A 19064-nucleotide genomic window follows, 5' to 3' on the forward strand; every position below is an offset into this window, starting at 1 on the left:
AGCAACAGCTATCCTTGGAGAGTTTCAAGAGTTAAAAAGGATACGTGATATTTTGGCTAAAGCGCTGCTAGAGAAAGTTGTATTGAGGTTTTGAAAGAGAGAAAAGGGTGGATATCTTGCGTGTTAAAATATATATACATATATTTGCCCTGTAAAATAATCTCTTATCCAGCTAGATGGCGATTTTTTCTAACATAAAAAATATATGGGGTATTCTAAATTTTAACGATTTAGGCTTGCATATATGTGCTAAAATATTAGAGAGAGAGAGAGAGAGAGAGAGAGAGAGAGAGAGAGAGAGAGAGAGAGAGACCACACACGCGCACGCACAGGCGTATACTACATAGGCGAATAAAACTTAAATTAGTTCGCCAATCTAAATTCTACCTATATAGAATAAAAAGGTGTTTGTTGTATCATACCGATGCAATGAGTTTTGCTATGCCTCTATTTATACATATACTTATCGGACTATTTTTCAACTTCTGTTATAGTTGGGATAACAGGATGTCTCGTATAAACACGTTGTTTTGTTGTTGTTCGTGTGTCGTACAGGCAAATATCCTGAAAAGGAGTAGACTCCTTGTTGCGGTAGGACGCAGAGATTGCATCCTGCCGTTATTTTATAGGTTTGAAAATCAACTCTCGATATTAAAATTACAAATTAAAGAATGACAATGAAGAAGTTTTATTTAGTATTATTATTCCTTATCAGCTCGGTGATTCTGCAAGCGCAGGTGGGAATAAATACCGAAAATCCGCATCGGCTGACAGAGCTGGATGTGAAAAATATTGTGAATGGATCTGATACTATTCCCAAAGGCATCCTTGTGCCCAGATTAAGGACTGAACAACGTGACCAGATGGTTATTGCCGATGTTAAAGATGATAACGGTATCCTTATCTATAATATAGATGAAGATTGCTATAACTATTACAACCGTCTGGAAAAAGAATGGAAAAGTATTTGCGGAAAAGCAAGTAAGGCTGTTTTCACGATGGATTGTAGCAAAGTATCGGTCAGTGGCGAATATAAGAATGGGGTGGAAACCGGTTCTGCTAATTTTATATCTGTAACTGTTGATGTCACCAAACGAGGGACTTATTCTATCTCGGCCACAATAACAGACCCTAATAAAGAAAATGGATATTTCTTTACGGCTTCGGGTGAATTTTTGTCGGAGGGAACTTATACTCTCCGTATTCCGGCAATGGGTACTCCTATAAATTATTCTAATCCGGATAAAGATCATTTTACAATAGATTTGAATGGAGTAAGGATGAACGGTTCACAGCCTGCTTGTACTTTTGAGATAGAAGTGAAAAATTCGGCTATTCGTCCTCGTTATACTATGTCTTGTTCAGGCACAGTAGTTTATGGAGAATATTATGAAGAGAAGGCCTTGGATGCGTCAAACTATATAGAAGTGGTTTTGAATGTTGAGTCAACATCGTACGGTGCTACTTATGAAATAGAAACCAATGAAGTGGATGGTATTAAATTTAAAGGATCAGGAGTCTTGTCTTCCACTCCTCAGACTGTACGTTTGCAAGGTGAGGGTGTGCCGTATAAAACATCAACCAAAAGTCTATACATCCGTTCTAATAGCGAATCTTCTACAGCAACCTGTATTGCTGAGGTTTGGATTATCATTCCTCCGAAACGAATCCTTACCATTGCAACAAATAATGCTTACGGTTATAACTTCGGATCTGTTGGTACGGCTTCGAATAAGATGATAACCGATCCTCTTAATTTTGGACCATTGCGTAATAGTATAGTTCGTTATTCAGGATTTAAGAATAAAGGAACGGGCATTACCTCTAATGAGGGAGCTGATGATGGACGGACAATTGTTTCGCGAGATGCTGGCTATTTTAATTCTACTGCCAGAGATCAGGAATTTCATAATTTATTATTTGGAACGAGTCAGTATCCGGCTGTCGATATCTTGTATATCGGATGGACTGGCGGTATCGGGACGGCTGCATCATTGTGGGATAATATAACAACGAATCAGCTCGAGGATATTTATAATTTTGTGCATGGAGGAGGTATTCTTCTTATGTTTAGTGAAGCTCCGGTGTTGAATAATAAGATTTTCAGAAAGATATTTGAGAAAAGTGATATTAATTTTGTCGCTGGAGTAGGTACTAATCCTCCCGGATCGATTTATCGTTATCCGACTATTACCGACCCTATTTTAGACGGGCCTTTCGGAAATCTGACCGGCTTGTATTGGGGTGAGGATGCATCTACCACAAATTATGCTATAAACCTACCATTGGATCAGGTTGTGCTGTATTCCAACAATGTGAATGTGGCTAGTGGTAATGCGGAGATAATGAATGCCGCGACAGCTTTCCGCCATCGGACTTTACCTTTTGTTTGGGTCGGAGATGGAGGCTTTACTTCCAATGATGCTGGTACATCCAACATTATATGTCCATTTAAATTGGCAACGAAAACAATTAAGGGTACAACCTTCTCAAATTATCCTACGTATAAGCCTAATTATGGGGCAGGAACAATTTCCGGGATGTCATCAACTTTTCAGGTGTATAATGCCGTTTTTGCAGCTAATGCTATGGCATGGTGTATTCAGACAGCAGAAGAGTATAAGAGGGCTCAGAAATAAAAAGAGAAGCATGATTAGAGTGTAGTTAATAAAGGAGACAATTAAACTGTCTCCTTTATTTTATCCATACCTAAAATTTGATGAAAATTTCGGCACAATGAAAAAAGGTAACATCTGCATAGGATGTTACCTTTCTTAATAATATATGATATAAGCCCTTACATTCTGTCCGGAACTTCTATTCCCAGCAGCTGCATACCTTTTTGTACTGTACGTGATATATTAAGAGAAAGAATCAATCTGAAATTGCGGATAGCTCCGTTTTCTTCTTTCAATATCGAGTGATCGTGGTAGAATTGGTTGTACTCTTTTACCAACTCGTATATATAGTTAGCGATAATTGCCGGACTGTACTCGTCTCCGGCCTGTTTAACTACAGCCGCAAATTCTGCTAAGAGTTGGATTAAGGATTCTTCTTTTTCTGTTGGTTGTATACTATTATCCATCGCATCGGAAATCTTTATTCCTGTTTCGGCAGCTTTACGTAATACCGATTGTATGCGGGCATATGTATACTGAATAAAAGGACCTGTATTACCGTTGAAATCGATAGATTCTTTCGGATTGAAGACCATGTTCTTTTTGGGGTCTACTTTCAGTATGAAATACTTTAATGCACCAAGTCCTACGATACGGGCTATGTTGTTGGCTTCGCCTTCGGTGCAGTTGTCCAGTTTGCCTAATTCATCGGAAGTTTCACGGGCAGTGACTACCATTTCTTCGACAAGGTCATCTGCATCAACAACAGTTCCTTCACGCGATTTCATGCGTCCCATTCCTTTGGGTAATTCTACCATTCCATAAGAAAAGTGTACTAAGTCTTTTCCAAACTTGAAACCCAGCTTGTCAAGAAGTATTGCTAATACCTGAAAGTGGTAGTTTTGCTCATTTCCAACTACATAAACCATTCTATCTATGTGGTAATCATCATAACGCAGTTTGGCTGTACCTATGTCCTGAGTCATATATACCGACGTGCCGTCTCCGCGTAAAAGGAGTTTTTGGTCGAGTCCTTCTCCTGTCAAATCCGCCCAGACGGAATTGTCTTCTTTTTTGAAGAATGTTCCTTCTTTGAGACCTCTTAATACTTCGTCTTTACCATTAAGGTAAGTTTCGGATTCGTAATATATCTTATCGAAATTAACCCCTAATACTTTGTATGTTTCGTCGAATCCGGCATAGACCCAACTGTTCATTTTTTTCCAAAGTTCTACAGTGTCTTTGTCTCCATTTTCCCAGAGGCGAAGCATTTCACGGGCTTCCGCCATTAATGAAGATTTTGCTTCAGCTTCTTCTTTTGTCAGACCTTGTTCCTGTAGGTTCTTCAGTTCTTCTCTATAGTGTTTATCAAATAAAACATAGAATTTTCCTACAAGGTGGTCGCCTTTTTCTCCTGTTGATTCGGGAGTCTCTCCATTGCCCCACTTTTTCCATGCGAGCATCGATTTACAGATATGGATGCCCCGATCGTTTACTATATTCGTTTTTACAACTCTGTTTCCATTTGCCTGTAGTATTTCGGAGATAGAATATCCTAACAGGTTATTGCGGATATGTCCAAGGTGTAGGGGTTTATTTGTATTAGGTGATGAATACTCTATCATTACCAGCGGCGAATTATCTGCAGCTCTGATGATGCCATATTCAGGCAGAGAGTTTATGTCGGATAAGAGTTCCAGCCAACATTTTCCGGCAATTTCTAAATTCAAGAATCCTTTTACGACATTAAAACCGGATATATAAGGGCTGTTGGCAGAAAGCCATTCGCCTATTTCCTGTGCTGTTTGCTCGGGGCTTTTTCGGGATATTTTCAGAAACGGGAAGGTTACTAGGGTTAAATGTCCCTTAAACTCTTTGCGTGTCTTCTGTAATTGGGTCAGCGACGCTTCTACTTCTGTACCATAAAGCTCTTTAATTGCCGATGCAATACTAGCCTCAATTGCTTGTTCTATCTTCATCCTTCTAAACTTTCATTTTTATCTATAAAGTACAAAGCTACAAAAAAACAGGAAAGAGTAACTCCTTCCTGTCTTCTTGTTTTTTTTGATTTGTAATTACAAATTTGCTAATTCAGCTCCTGCTTTGAATTTCACAACTTTTTTAGCAGGGATGTTGATTGTTGCTTTAGTTCTAGGATTGATACCTTTTCTTGCAGCTTTTTCTGTAACAGAATATGTTCCGAAACCAACAAGAGCGATTTTTTCGCCTTTCTTCAATTCTTCACCTACAGTTTCGATAAAAGCATCCAATGCTTTTTTTGAATCAACTTTGCTTAATCCAGCTTTTTCTGAAATAGCATTAATTAGTTCAGTCTTATTCATAATAATGCAATAAAAAAATTAATAAAAAATTTGATTTGTTTAATGATTTGCCTAATATTCAAACACCAAATATAGATTATAGTTTAGTAACTATCAAAAAAAAACGCCAAAACATAAGTTAAATCAACGATTTATTGAATTTTTAAGGGATATGGAACTTAATTCTAATGACCAAAAGGAAAATATCCGTAAATTTGCGTTAAATACTTATTGATATTTTATGAATCAAAGCAATAGAGGTTTTTTTAGTTCGGTTCCTCCGGTTACACTCAATATCATAATCATCAATGTTATATGTTGGTTGGCTCAGATGTTGTTTTTATCAAGAGGAATAGATCTTAGTGACTATCTGGGACTCCATTATTTCAGTTCGGATCAGTTTTATCCTCACCAGATAATTACATATATGTTTTTGCACGATCCATCAGGTATCATGCATGTATTGTTCAATATGTTTGCGGTGTACATGTTTGGTCGGACACTTGAACTTGTATGGGGTGGTAAGCGTTTTCTGTTTTATTATATCATAACCGGAATAGGGGCTGCCTTGGCCAATATTCTCGTAATGTTTCTTCGTATTAAATTTGCAGAGATGAATCTGTCCCCCGAAATGGTGGCCGAAGTGTATGTGAAGGGAGCCGCTCTGATAGAAAAGGGTATGACTTACAGCGATCCGGCTATGGCTAAACTGAATGAATTACTCTATCTTGCCAATGTGGGTACTACAGTAGGGGCCTCCGGTGCGGTTTTCGGGATATTAGTTGCTTTCGGAATTATGTTCCCATATGTGGAATTGATGGTGATACCTATTCCTGTTCCTATCAAAGCAAAGTATTTTGTAATTATTTACGGACTTATTGAGCTTTTCTTGGGAGTGTGGAATAAAGCAGGAGACAATGTTGCTCATTTTGCTCATTTGGGAGGTCTGCTTACCGGATTGATTTTGGTGTTGTACTGGAAAAAGAGAAATAAGAAAAATGGCAGGTTTTATTAATTCTATAAGAGATATATTAAGAAAAAAAGATACTCTTTTTACGCTGATTTTCGTTAATGTTGCAATATTTGCAGTATGTGCGATATTTAGGGTGATAGGCGTTTTATTTGAAATTAATTACCCCGATTTAGGCATTTACTTTGAGGTTTCGTCTAATGTCCATACTGCGTTAAGCCATTTTTGGACATTGTTTACTTATATGTTCTTGCATTATGATATCTGGCATATCCTTTTCAATATGCTTATGTTGTATTGGTTCGGGCTTATATTCCGTTCTTATTTTACGTCTAAACATCTGGTCGCTGTATATATTCTGGGCGGTATTGCGGGTGCATTATTTTATATTCTGACATTTAATACCATTCCTTATTTTGTAGGGTTGGGAGCCTCTTCTATGATAGGTGCATCAGGAGCTGTAACTGCAATTATATTTGCTGCGGCTTTTTATAATCGGAATCTTGAAGTAGGACTCTTATTCTTGGGTAGAATTAAGATTATATATATAGCTCTGTTTATCTTTCTGTTGGACTTTATTGCCTTAGGAGGAGGTAGTAATACTGGAGGTCATGTTGCTCATATTGGAGGAGCTGTGTTCGGCTATCTGTTTGCAACTCAATATCTGAAAGGACGGGATATTACAAAATGGTTTAATTATCTGATAGACCGGGTAGCTAATCTGTTCAAAAGATCACCCAAAATGAAGGTGTCTTATCGTAAGGGAAAGACAGATGAGCAGTATAACCAGCAACGGCACAGCAATGAAGTTGAGATAGACCGTATCTTGGATAAGATAAAACAGTCGGGCTATAATAGCCTGAATGACGAAGAAAAAAAGAGATTATTCGATGCAAGCAATAAATAACAGATTTTTCAGAGGGATACGGCGTTTTTTGAAATCGATAGCTTTTGGGCTGAATATTTTTACCCTTTTGTTATTGTTGTCTTCGTGGTTGACTTGGACTGTATCTCCCGAAAGGTTTTCTATATTTGCCTATCTTGGGTTAGGGTTTGCTTTTACATTTATTGCGGCTATCCTTTTTCTGTTTGTCTGGAGTTTTGCCAGAAAATGGAAGATGCTTGCTGTAAATATTTTGGTTATACTTATCTGTATTAAACCCATTACCGCATATTTTCCCGTGAATATCTTTTCATCTAAGGCTCCTGAGAAAACATTGAAGGTGATGACGTATAATGTAAGGGGTTTTGCGTGGGATGTAAACAGAGGATGGGATAAGAAACATCCTATGGTTGAGTATATTAAATCAGTTGATCCGGATATTATCTGTATGCAGGAGTATTTGAGCGTAGGATGGGGTGTGAAAACTAATACTCGTAATTTGCTTAAAGCTTTGAAGAAGTATCCTTATTATTCAATGACTAAGTTACGGCCTGGGGATCGGTATGAATATGGTTTGCTTTGCTTATCGAAATATCCGATAAAGAAAGTTTTGCCTATTCCTATTGTAACTAGTGATAATGGTTCGGTGTTATATGAGATAGATGTGGATGGTAAAAGAATTACTTTGATTAATAACCATCTGGAATCGAATCGTCTGGCTTCTGATGACAAAAAAATGTATAAGAAGTTTATTAAGCAACGCGATTCTCAGATGCTTGATGAGATAACACATAATCTGGAGCGTAAGCTTGGTGGCGCATATAAAGTACGTGCTCCTCAGGCTGATCTCATAGCCCACTATATAAGTGAGCAGAAAACTGATGCCACTATTGTCTGCGGAGATTTTAATGATACTCCTATATCTTATACATACAGGACGATATCTAAAAATTTAGTAGACTCTTATGTCGAAACAGCTTTTGGACCCAGAATTACTTATCATGAGAATTTTTTCTGGTTCAGAATCGATTTTATAATGCATTCTAAGAATGTAAAAGCGTATAATACTACTATTGATAAAGTGAACTTCTCGGATCATTATCCGGTTTGGACTTGTCTTGATTTGAATTAGAGTCTTAGGCTTTTTTTATTCTGTTCAGACAAGTTTGTCGCAGCCTAAGAAGGCTTCGGTTTTTTACTTGCTAACAGAAAGTATTGATGACATATCTTAAAAAGCGATAACAGACTGATGTTATCATGCTTACAAAGCATACAAGTAGGTCTGAGACCTTAAAAACTAAAAAGTGATGTATAAAATAAGTAAACAATTTGCATTTTCGGCCTCTCATATTCTGGAAGGCTTACCCGAAGGGCATCCTTGCGGGAGAATGCACGGACATAATTATATTGTGACAATTCATCTCAAATCTGATGTTTTGAACGATGTCGGTTTTGTGAAAGATTACAGAGAACTAAGTGTTATCAAACAATTTATAGATGATAAACTTGATCACAGGCATTTGAACGATATCTTCGACATGAACCCTACAGCTGAGAATTTGGCTCGTACCTTATATGAGATCTTTGCGGAATCTATTCCTCAGATTTATGCTGTGGAAGTATCCGAGACTCCTAAAACTACTGCTATATATGAAGCTGACGGTAAATGAGATATTTTATTCACTTCAAGGTGAGGGAGGAAGGGTAGGAGAGCCTTCAATTTTTATCAGGCTTACAAAATGTAACCTTGCTTGTTCTTTTTGTGATACTGATTTTGCCGATGGAGATGATATGTCTTTAGATGATATTTTGAATGTGATAAGTAAGTTCCCTTGTAAGTGGATCATCTGGACAGGGGGAGAGCCTACATTACAGCTTAAAAACGATCATCTGGCTTTTTTTAAAGAGAGAGGGTACAAGCAAGCTATAGAAACAAATGGAACAAAGCCTGTTCCTTCTTTAATTGATTATATTACTTGTAGTCCCAAAGTAAATTATTCGAGAATAAAGGAGCTGATCCCCAGAGTCAATGAGATAAGGATTCCGTTACTGAATGGAGATGTGTTGCCGGATATAGATATTTTTCCGGTTGCGGATAAATATTTTGTAAGTCCTGTATTTGATGGCGATAAGCCCAATACGGAGAATATAAACTATTGTGTAGAGCAAGTTAAGGCCGATACTCGATGGACGCTTAGCTTACAGGTACATAAACTGATACATATTGAATGAATAAGTTTGAATTGTATATCTTAGGCTGTGGTTCTGCACTTCCGACAATGAAACATGTGCCATCGGCTCAAGTATTGAATATTCGTGAAAAGCTTTTTATGATAGATTGCGGAGAAGGTGCTCAACTTGAGTTCCGGCGTTCGCGTTTGCATTTCGGACGTCTCAGCCAAATATTTATTTCGCATTTGCATGGAGACCACTGTTTTGGCTTGATAGGGCTTATTTCGACATTGGGTTTGTTAGGTCGTACAGGAGATTTGACTATTCATTCGGTTCCTGAGCTGGAAGGAATACTTCGTCCTCAATTGGATTTCTTTTGTAGCGGAATGTCTTATAAGGTAATATTTAAGCCTTTTGATTCATCTAAGAACGAAGTTATCTATTCTGATCGGTCAATACGTGTAAGTACTATTCCTCTTGATCACAGAATGCCTTGCGCCGGTTTCCTCTTTGAGGAGGTAGAGGCAGACTTGAATTTGAATGGAGATATGATTCGTTTTTATGATATTCCTCTTAAAGAATTATCCAAAATTAAGAAAGGAGAAGATTATATAATGCCATCGGGAGAAGTAGTTCCTAATAGTCGTCTGACTAAGCCTCGTATCCCTGTGAGAAAGTATGCTTATTGTTCGGACACAGCGTATAAAGAGGATATTATTCCGATAATAAAAGGGGCCGATTTATTGTATCACGAATCTACATTTCTGGAAGATAATGCAGCCAGAGCAGCTATGACTAGGCATAGTACAGCCAGGCAAGCTGCAACGATAGCAGCTAAGGCTCAGGTGAAAAAACTAATGCTCGGACATTATTCTTCGAGATACGATAATGAACAGGATTTTGCTGATGAAGCGAAGTCGGTTTTTAAGAATGTTATACTTGCCAACGAAACTATTGTGGAAAAATTATAATTTAGAAGAAAAAAAAATAGCAGCAGGCACTTTTGTCTATAAGAATTTGTATATTTGCAAATATAAGGTCACGCACTTTTTTATACTCGAGCAAATTAATGAATTCTCTCGTTTAGATTTTAAGGGATAAATATAATGAAACAACTGTACAAGATATTTTTGATTATCATTTTCACAAGTTTGCCTATCTTGGGATTTGCCCAAAAGAGAGGTTCAGACTTTGATAATGATCGTCAGGGTATTGAAGTTGTAATAAACGGCGAGAAAATTTCAGTACAAAGTTTACCCCAAGATGGGGTCGTTGAAGTGTTTAATGTGCTAGGTTCTAAAGTGACTACATTTGTAGTGAATGGCGGTGTTTGCACCAGTCGTGTAAATCTTCCCAAAGGGTACTATATTCTTAAGTCGGACAATGTGACTAAGAAAATAGTTGTGAAATGAGTTTTCTTTACTCAAAGTAAAATCTCAATCCAAGTTAATTCTTTCAGCTGTAACTTCTCTGTTCAGGAATATAGTTGCAGATTCTTTAAATTTTGCAGCCGATTCGGTTGTCAGGTATTTTGTTGTTCCTTCTTTCGAACATATTGAGTCCATCTCGGGATGTCTGTATAGATAGTCTTTCAGGCTTTCCGCGATGTATTTTCCTTGAGATATAATATTGACTTCTTTAGGAGCGTATTGCTTTATCTTGTCCAATAATAAGGGGTAGTGTGTACAACCTAATATAAGCGTATCTATGAGGTTGTCTTTTTGTAGGATGTCATCTATTCCCTTCTTTACAAAATAGTCGGCTCCGGACTTATTATATTCGTTGTTTTCGACTAAGGGAACCCACATAGGACAGGCATGTGAGTTGACTGTGATTTCGGGATATATCTTATGTATTTCTAAGGGATATGATTCAGATTGTATTGTACCCTGAGTACCCAGTATTCCGATATGTCCGGTCTTGGTTATCTGCCCTACCATTTCGGCAGTTGGTCTTATTATTCCCAGTACTCTTTTTCGAGGATCTATCTTTGGAAGGTCGTTTTGCTGTATTGTTCTCAAGGCTTTAGCTGAGGCTGTATTACATGCTAAAATAACCAGATTACAGCCCTGTTCGAACAGCGCAAATACGGCTTGTTTGGTAAACTCATATACTATATCGAATGAACGTGATCCATAAGGAGCTCTTGAGTTATCTCCTAAGTATATATAGTTATATTGCGGTAATAAGCTCTGTATTTCGGATAGAATAGTTAACCCTCCATATCCTGAATCAAATACCCCTATGGCTCCCGACTCTAAATTGTTTTGCATATAAAATGAAAAAAGGGGATTTATATCCCCTGTCTTTTATCGTTTGATCTGTTGCAGTCTTGATCTAACAAGAGAATTGGCATCAATAGCATCCGGTGTTATAAACGCAATGGCCGGATTAGCAGTGTCGTAAATAACGGCATATCCTTGCTCCATCCCTATTTGGCGGATAGCATCCTGCATTTTTTCTTTCAGTGGTTCTATCAGTTGTTGTTGCTGACTTTCAATATCTTCTTGCGCAACTTTCATAAAACGTGTTATGTTTTGCTCCAATTCATAAAGTTCCTGCATCCGGCGAAGTTTAATGCTTTCTGCAAGATTGTTCTGGTTGGCAAGAAAGTTTGTATATTTATTGTTGTAGTCATTCTGCATGACTGCCAGCTCGTCTTTGTATTTCTTGTTTAGCTCTTCAATAGCTTTTGTCGCTTCGGGCTTTCCCGGAACTGATTCTAACAGTTCAACCGAATTAATATAAGCCACTTTATCTGATAACTGAGCTTTAAGCTCTGTGCTATATGCTATTGTAAAAATAAATACCAGCGAAAAAATAATCTTCTTAATCATTGTCTTCAGGTTGAGGGTCATAGACCTGTTTATTATTCTTATATATTATAATAGAAACAATTAGTTATGATTAAAGATCGTTACATTAAGACTTTTCTATTCTGATTATAGAAAGAATGTATATCGGAAGAAAATGTGTGATTTAGCTGAACTTGAAGAATCTTAACCTTTAAACCTGATTGATAGCTGTGTGTTTTCGGTGGTATGGTTGGTACCACCGATTTCAAGGCATGATCGCTTGGTTACAACTATCAATTGGTTTTTTTCTTAGGTTATAGGGTACAAATATAATAAATCTTTTTTTATTACAATGTTTTCTTTACTTCTATTTCTTCAAAAGCTTCGATAATATCACCTACTTTGATATCATTGTAGTTGTGAATATTCAATCCGCACTCATATCCGAAGGATACTTCTTTAACATCGTCTTTGAAACGTTTCAAAGAGCCCAGATCTCCTGAGTAGATCACAATACCGTCACGGATAAGTCGTATTTTATTCGAACGCTTGATTTTTCCTTCTTTGACCATACATCCGGCAACTGTTCCGACTTTAGTGATCTTGAATACTTCCCGTACTTCAACATTTGCTGTAATCTCTTCTTTGATATCCGGAGAAAGCATACCTTCCATTGCCGATGTTACTTCGTCGATCGCGTCGTAGATAATAGAATATAAACGTATTTCTACACCATCCCTCTCTGCGGCTTTTCTTGCAGCCATAGATGGGCGTACCTGGAATCCGATTACAATTGCATCTGATGCTGCTGCCAAAGTAATATCCGACTCGGAAATGGCTCCGACTGCTTTATGGATCACATTCACCTGAATTTCTTCGGTTGAAAGTCTGATCAATGAATCTGATAGAGCTTCTACAGATCCGTCCACATCACCTTTAACAATAACGTTCAGCTGTTGGAAGTTACCGATAGCAATACGGCGGCCTATATCGTCGAGAGTAAGTATCTTCTGGGTACGTAAACCTTGTTCACGTTGTAATTGTTCACGTTTGGTCGCAATGTCTCTTGCTTCTTGTTCTGTTTCCAGGACGTGAAAGATATCACCAGCCTGAGGTGCACCATTTAATCCGAGAATTAATGCCGGAGCAGCCGGAGCTGCGCTTTCGGAGCGTTGGTTACGCTCGTTGAACATGGCCTTCACGCGTCCGTAGTAGGTTCCTGCTAAGACAATGTCTCCTTGTTTAAGAGTTCCGTTCTGAACAAGTACTGTTGATATATATCCGCGTCCTTTATCAAGTGACGATTCAATAACCGAACCTGTTGCCCGCTTATTCGGATTCGCTTTTAAGTCTAAAAGTTCGGCTTCAAGCAATACTTTTTCAAGTAATTCATCTACGCCTAGTCCTTGTTTCGCTGAAATATCTTGTGATTGATATTTTCCACCCCATTCTTCTACAAGGTAGTTCATCCCGGCAAGGGTTTCTTTTATCTTTTCGGGGTTAGCTCCCGGTTTATCTATCTTATTAATTGCAAAAACAATAGGCACGCCTGCTGCGGTTGCATGATTAATAGCTTCTCTTGTCTGAGGCATGACATTGTCGTCGGCTGCTACAATGATGATAGCGATATCGGTAACTTGTGCTCCACGAGCACGCATCGCAGTAAATGCTTCGTGACCGGGTGTATCCAGGAATGTGATACGGCGACCATCTTTCAATTTAACATTGTAGGCTCCAATATGCTGAGTGATACCTCCGGCTTCGCCAGCAATAACGTTTGTTTGGCGAATGTTGTCGAGCAAAGAAGTTTTACCATGGTCAACGTGTCCCATTACTGTTACGATAGGTGCACGTGGTTCCAAATCTTCCTCCAAATCTTCTTCTTCGGATATTGCTTCTACAACTTCGGCACTCACATATTGCGTCTTAAATCCGAATTCTTCTGCAACGATATTAATAGTTTCAGCATCCAATCTTTGATTGATAGAAACCATCATACCGATACTCATACATGTTGAAATGACTTGAACAACCGGAACATTCATCATATTCGCCAGGTCATTCGCTGTAACGAACTCTGTTATTTTCAGAATTCTGCTTTCCAGTTCTTGTTGTTCCTGCTCAGCTTGCTGTTTGTGAGATACGGCTTCTCTCTTTTCCTTACGGTATTTAGATCCTTTGTTTTTACCTCCTTTATTGGTCAGGCGGGCCAAAGTTTCTTTTATTTGTTTTTGTACATCTTCTTCACTAACCTCAGTTTTCAATACTGGATGTCCCGGTTTGCGTAGATGAGGTTGTTTAGATCTGTCTCTGTTTCCTGCGGGTTGTCCAGTCGGAGCTCCTTTTTCGATATCTACTTTCCCTTTTTTGATACGGGCTCTTTTCTTTTTCGAAGGATCTTCTTCTCCGGCAGTGTGAGATGCTTTTTTCTGTTCGTCTACACTTTCTTTCTTCAGTAGTTTTACAGTATTTTCTTTAACCTTCTTTGTGTCAGCCAGCTCTTTATCCATCCTTTCTTTGCGTTTTTCGGCTTTCGTCTTTTTCGCAGGACGGGTTTTGTCATTGATTGCACTAAGGTCGATAGTTCCTTTTACTACAATGTTCGATTTTAATGTCGGGCTTTTCAGTCTGAATACATCGTCATCGTCATCGGAGGTTTTCTCTTGCTTTACATCTTGTTCTGATTCAACCGGAGCTTGAGGCTCTTCTTCTGTAGTTGAATTTATGGGGGCTTCGGCAGGTTTTTCCAAAGCTACTTTTTCTGCTTCGATATTTTCTTCAACCGGAGCTACTTTTTCTTCCTGTTTATCTATCACTGATTCGGTAATAATTTCTACTTCCTTTTCCTCCTCTTGCTCTGGTTCTTCTTCCTTAGCAGGGGCAGGGATATTATGTTTAGGCTTGTTCAGGTTATCCAGATCTATTTTGTCTATTATCTGAATATGAGGTTTTATATCTTCAGGGATTTCAACTTTGAATTCTTCAGGTTCTTCGTTAACTGCTGTTTGATTTTCAGTCTGTAGTTGTTCCTGTTGAGCTTCTTTTCTTTTCTCCTTCTGAAGTTCTTTATTTCTGTCCGATGCCAGTTTTATTTTCTTATCCTTGCCAAATTCTGCTATAAGCAGATCGTATTGTTCATCTTCAATCTTTGTATTCGGATTTGCCTCAATGGTAAAGCCTTTCTTCTGCAGGAATTCAACAAGGCTGCTGATTCCTACATTCAAATCTTTTGAAACTTTTATTAATCTTATAGACATACGTTTTTTTTAAGTCATGAAATATGAACAGGATGAAAAGGATAGGTTTCTTACTTCTGTCAATATTCTGTATATTGTACAAAAGTATTAAGAAATCATAGAAATACCAAATAAGTATTATTCTTCGTCCTGAAACTCGGCACTCAGGATAGCAAATAGCTCGTTCACTGTGTCATCTTCCAAATCGGCGTCTTTGGCGACTGTTTCTTTGTCTGCAGCCAAAACGTTTTTCGCAGTGATGTATCCTACCTTTTTCAATTGTTCGATTACCCATTCGTCAATTTCGTCACGAAATTCATCTAAGTAGATATCTTCTTCGTCAAAATCGTCAATATCACGATATACATCAATAGTAAAGCCTGTTAGCATACCTGCCAGCTTAATGTTGAGTCCGCCTTTACCGATAGCCAGAGAAACTTCTTCGGGGCGAAGAAATACTTCGGCTCTCTTTTCCTCTTCATTTAGTTTTATCGAGGTGATTTTAGCAGGACTCAAAGCGCGCTGTATATACAGGTTCATGTTTGAGGTATAATTGATTATATCGATATTTTCGTTTCTCAATTCACGTACAATACCGTGTATACGTGATCCTTTCATACCCACGCAGGCTCCTACGGGATCAATGCGGTCATCGTATGATTCAACAGCTACTTTGGCGCGTTCTCCGGGGATACGTGCAATCTTTTTGATGGTTATAAGTCCATCGTTGATTTCAGGTACTTCCAGTTCAAACAGTCTTTCCAAAAAGACTGGAGATGTACGCGAAAGAATAATTTTGGGATTATTGTTTTTGTTGTCTACACGTTCAACAACAGCTCTCACATGCTCTCCTTTTCTGAAAAAGTCGCTAGGTATCTGCTCTGTTTTTGGTAAAAGCAGTTCTTCTTTTTCGTCATCTAAAAGCAGGATCTCTTTTTTCCAGATCTGGTAAACTTCTCCGGATACAATTTCTCCGATTTTTTCTTTGTACTTATTGTAGAGTGTATCTTTTTGAAGTTCAAGGATTTTTGAAGCTAGAGTCTGACGTAGATTCAGGATCGCACGGCGACCGAAATCTTCGAAAAATACTTCGTCTGTCACATCTTCTCCGACTTCGAAATCTTCGTCTATTTTTTTGGCATCAGTTAGTGATATTTCGGTGTTCGGATCTTCCAGTTCTTCATCTTCAACGATGGTACGGTTGCGCCATATTTCAAGGTCTCCTTTGTCGGGGTTGATGATGACATCGTAGTTTTCGTCTGTTCCGAACATTTTAGCGATAACGTTACGGAATGAGTCCTCAAGCACACTTATCATTGTCATACGGTCGATACTTTTCAGTTCCTTAAATTCCGAAAAGGTATCAATCATGTTTATAACTTCTTTCTTAGCCATGTTATTTGAATCTGATTAGATATTTTGTATATTTTACTTCGTCATAACCAAAGGTGAGGTCTTCCTCTACTGCAATTTTGCGTTTTGCACCTTCGGGTTTTTCCATCTTAGAGATTGTAACGATAAAAGATGAATCGTTGGAGTCTTTAAGCACCCCGGTCAATTTCTTTCCGTCTTTTGTCAATACTTCAACTTCGTTACCTATATTTTTTTCGTACTGCTTTTGTATTTTGAAAGGAGATGTAATTCCTGCCGAGCCTACTTCTAACTCGAAATCTTCCACATCACGGTCGAAGTGAGATTCTATTTCTTTGCTCAGTTTGATGCATTCATCTATGCTCACCCCGTCTTTGCTGTCTATTTCAACAACAATGAGATTGCCCGGTCTGACAGTTACATCAACCAGAAATACATCAGACTGCAATAGATGCTCGTCTACTATGTCCTTTATTTGCGATTTGTCTATCATTTTCTTATCTAATGAACAAAAAAGAGAAAGCACACAGCCTTCTCCTCTCTTTAATTTCGATGCAAATATAGTAAAAAAAATATTTGTATCAAAATTAAAACCTGTTAATAATGTGAGAATGAGTTGCCGATGGCAAATCAAATCTTTGCCTAAAAGGTAACAAAAGTTACACCGAATCAGTCAACAGTGATCTGTTATCAATTTTGAATTTCAAAAAGGTTACAAAGGTAACACTGTTTATGTACGCTTTTAATCATTGGTTTTTATAATCTATTTTATTGTCTGTTGCTTTTTTTTTGTTGCTGTAAATTTGATTTTTAATCCTTAAAAGGTAACAAAAGTTACAGCTTTTATGCATCCTTTCAGATGTTGTTTCTTTCTATTCTGTTATTTATTGATTTCAAAGAACGCTTTATAAACAAGAGATGCTTCACCGCCTTGTCAGTATAGATAAAAAACGAATAAAGAGAGTGGTATTCGTATAAATCATTAACTTTGGTCTTGAATTAAGCTTATTAAGTAACAGTTAGTATTTAATGTCGTATTTCAATGCAATAACAGGCTGTTGTTATACTTGAATGGATAAATAATATTCGACGATACGGATGTGAGCCAATAAAAAGGTCTGAGACCTTAAACCTTCTTATATATGATAATATGAAAAAATACCGAATACTTTGGGCCGATGATGAAATAGAATTGCTCAGGCCTCATGTGTTTTTTCTTGAAGATAAGGGATATGAAATAGTAACTGTGAATAGCGGTCAGGATGCTTTGGATTGCTGCTCTGCTGAGAGTTTCGATTTGGTGTTTCTAGATGAAAATATGCCCGGTCTTACAGGGTTGCAGACTTTGAGCAAGATCAAAGAAATAGATCCGAATATTCCGGTGATAATGATTACTAAGAGCGAGGATGAAGGCATAATGACAGATGCCATCGGTAAAAAAATAGCCGATTACCTTATAAAACCAGTTAATCCAAACCAGATTCTATCGTCTATAAAGAAAAACCTGCATAAAAATGATATAGTTTCTGAAGCCACAGTCGAAGGCTACAGGGAGGAGTTTAACAAGATAGGAGCTCAGATCGGTTTTGCTGATTCTTTTGACGAATGGTCGGATGTGTATCGTAAGCTTGTCTTTTGGGAATTGGAGCTGACAGCAACTCAAAACCCTTTGCTTGATCTGATTATTGCACAGAAGCAGGATGCCAATAATTCTTTTCTGAAATTCGTGAAGAAGAATTATGAGTCGTGGGTGCATGATGCAGAACACCGTCCGTTGATTAGTCCCGACTTGTTCAAGAAAAAACTGTTTCCGCTGCTCGATAACGGAGAGAAGGTTTTCTTTGTTCTGATCGATAATTTTCGTCTTGATCAATGGCTGGCAATTAAAGATATGCTGGCTCCCGATTTTACGATCGAAGAAGATATGTATATGTCGATACTGCCTACGGCTACTCAGTATGCCCGCAACTCTATATTTTCAGGTTTGATGCCTTTGCAGATATCGGAAATGTATCCTGATTTATGGGTGGAAGATACGGAAGACGAGGGTAAAAACCTCAATGAAGAAGCTTTTGTTAAAGCACAGATAGATCGATTCCGAAAGAATTATTCATTTTCTTATAACAAGATACATACATCGTCATACGGCAGTAAATTGGTACAGAATCTCAATACTCTGCAGAATAACCAATTGAACGTAATTGTTGTAAATTTTGTGGATATGCTTTCGCATGCCCGGACTGATTCTCAGATGATACGCGAACTTGCTGCCAGCGAGGCTGCTTACCGTTCGCTTACCCGTTCGTGGTTCCGGCATTCGAGTACGAGTGATTTGTTTAAGAAGATTGCCGATATGGGGTATAAGATAATTTTAACAACGGATCATGGAACAATCAGGGTGAAAAATCCGTTAAAGGTTATCGGCGATAAGCAAACCAACTCGAACCTGAGGTATAAGGTTGGGAAGAATCTCGATTATAATTATAAGAAAGTATACGAATCCCGTAATCCTTCGCAGATCGGGTTGCCATCACCTAATATAAGCAGTAAGTATATTTTTGCGCAGAATGATGATTTTTTCGCTTATCCTAATAATTACAATTATTATGTGTCGTATTATATCGATACATTCCAGCATGGAGGAATTTCTTTGGAGGAAATGCTGATACCATTGGTTACGCTGAATCCGAAGTGAGGT

At 38.0% G+C, this 19064-nt stretch carries 16 protein-coding genes; 9 read left to right on the plus strand and 7 right to left on the minus strand.

Annotation, left to right across the window (positions count from 1 at the left end; translation table 11 throughout):
- Positions 1-677 precede the first annotated feature (677 nt).
- Positions 678-2639 (plus strand): hypothetical protein, encoded by a 1962-nt coding sequence (locus K322_RS0111025; RefSeq protein ID WP_035331940.1) that lies wholly within the window; start codon positions 678-680, stop codon positions 2637-2639.
- A gap of 158 nt (positions 2640-2797) precedes the next feature.
- On the opposite strand, the gene argS is transcribed toward K322_RS0111025, so the two are convergent.
- Positions 2798-4597, minus strand: coding sequence for an arginine--tRNA ligase (gene argS / locus K322_RS0111030; protein ID WP_026626942.1), 1800 nt, complete (start codon positions 4595-4597; stop codon positions 2798-2800).
- Positions 4598-4693: 96 nt separating this feature from the next.
- Positions 4694-4960 (minus strand): HU family DNA-binding protein, encoded by a 267-nt coding sequence (locus tag K322_RS0111035; protein ID WP_026626943.1) that lies wholly within the window; start codon positions 4958-4960, stop codon positions 4694-4696.
- 220 nt (positions 4961-5180) lie between these two features.
- Here K322_RS0111035 and K322_RS21425 point away from each other — a divergent pair, with 220 nt between their 5' ends.
- From K322_RS21425 to K322_RS19240, 7 genes are all read left to right on the plus strand, one after another.
- A complete protein-coding gene (locus K322_RS21425) occupies positions 5181-5954 on the plus strand; it encodes a rhomboid family intramembrane serine protease (RefSeq protein ID WP_026626944.1) in 774 nt (257 codons plus the stop codon).
- Positions 5938-6816 (plus strand): rhomboid family intramembrane serine protease, encoded by an 879-nt coding sequence (locus tag K322_RS0111045; RefSeq protein WP_026626945.1) that lies wholly within the window; start codon positions 5938-5940, stop codon positions 6814-6816. Before K322_RS21425 ends, K322_RS0111045 begins: the two co-directional genes overlap by 17 nt.
- Positions 6773-7924, plus strand: a complete 1152-nt coding sequence (locus K322_RS0111050) for an endonuclease/exonuclease/phosphatase family protein (protein WP_051290762.1) — start codon at positions 6773-6775, stop codon at positions 7922-7924. Before K322_RS0111045 ends, K322_RS0111050 begins: the two co-directional genes overlap by 44 nt.
- Positions 7925-8099: 175 nt before the next feature.
- Positions 8100-8462 carry a 6-carboxytetrahydropterin synthase QueD gene (gene queD / locus K322_RS0111055; RefSeq protein WP_026626947.1) on the plus strand — a complete coding sequence of 121 codons (363 nt, stop codon included), beginning with the start codon at positions 8100-8102 and terminating at the stop codon, positions 8460-8462.
- Positions 8443-9024, plus strand: a complete 582-nt coding sequence (locus tag K322_RS0111060; RefSeq protein ID WP_035331941.1) for a 7-carboxy-7-deazaguanine synthase QueE — start codon at positions 8443-8445, stop codon at positions 9022-9024. Before queD ends, K322_RS0111060 begins: the two co-directional genes overlap by 20 nt.
- Complete coding sequence (locus K322_RS0111065) at positions 9021-9935, plus strand: ribonuclease Z (protein ID WP_026626949.1); 915 nt, start codon at positions 9021-9023, stop codon at positions 9933-9935. The genes K322_RS0111060 and K322_RS0111065 overlap by 4 nt, the downstream gene beginning before the upstream one ends.
- A gap of 135 nt (positions 9936-10070) precedes the next feature.
- On the plus strand, positions 10071-10376 hold the full coding sequence (locus tag K322_RS19240; RefSeq protein WP_035331942.1) for a T9SS type A sorting domain-containing protein: 306 nt from the start codon (positions 10071-10073) through the stop codon (positions 10374-10376).
- 24 nt (positions 10377-10400) lie between these two features.
- On the opposite strand, the gene murI is transcribed toward K322_RS19240, so the two are convergent.
- The 5 genes from murI to rimP form a co-directional block, all read right to left on the minus strand.
- On the minus strand, positions 10401-11237 hold the full coding sequence (murI, locus tag K322_RS0111075) for a glutamate racemase (protein ID WP_026626950.1): 837 nt from the start codon (positions 11235-11237) through the stop codon (positions 10401-10403).
- A 36-nt stretch (positions 11238-11273) separates the two neighbouring features.
- Positions 11274-11801 (minus strand): OmpH family outer membrane protein, encoded by a 528-nt coding sequence (locus K322_RS0111080; RefSeq protein ID WP_026626951.1) that lies wholly within the window; start codon positions 11799-11801, stop codon positions 11274-11276.
- Between the two features lie 305 nt (positions 11802-12106).
- Positions 12107-15016, minus strand: a complete 2910-nt coding sequence (gene infB, locus K322_RS0111085) for a translation initiation factor IF-2 (protein WP_026626952.1) — start codon at positions 15014-15016, stop codon at positions 12107-12109.
- A 117-nt stretch (positions 15017-15133) separates the two neighbouring features.
- Positions 15134-16390, minus strand: coding sequence for a transcription termination factor NusA (nusA, locus tag K322_RS0111090; RefSeq protein ID WP_026626953.1), 1257 nt, complete (start codon positions 16388-16390; stop codon positions 15134-15136).
- A gap of 1 nt (position 16391) precedes the next feature.
- Positions 16392-16859, minus strand: a complete 468-nt coding sequence (rimP, locus tag K322_RS0111095) for a ribosome assembly cofactor RimP (RefSeq protein ID WP_026626954.1) — start codon at positions 16857-16859, stop codon at positions 16392-16394.
- Positions 16860-17516: 657 nt separating this feature from the next.
- On the opposite strand from rimP, the gene porX reads away from it, so the two are divergent.
- Positions 17517-19061 carry a T9SS response regulator signal transducer PorX gene (gene porX, locus K322_RS0111100; RefSeq protein WP_026626955.1) on the plus strand — a complete coding sequence of 515 codons (1545 nt, stop codon included), beginning with the start codon at positions 17517-17519 and terminating at the stop codon, positions 19059-19061.
- Positions 19062-19064 lie beyond the last annotated feature (3 nt).

Source organism: Indolivaga capnocytophagoides DSM 22835 (assembly GCF_000426485.1).
Classification (GTDB): domain Bacteria; phylum Bacteroidota; class Bacteroidia; order Bacteroidales; family Dysgonomonadaceae; genus Dysgonomonas_A; species Dysgonomonas_A capnocytophagoides.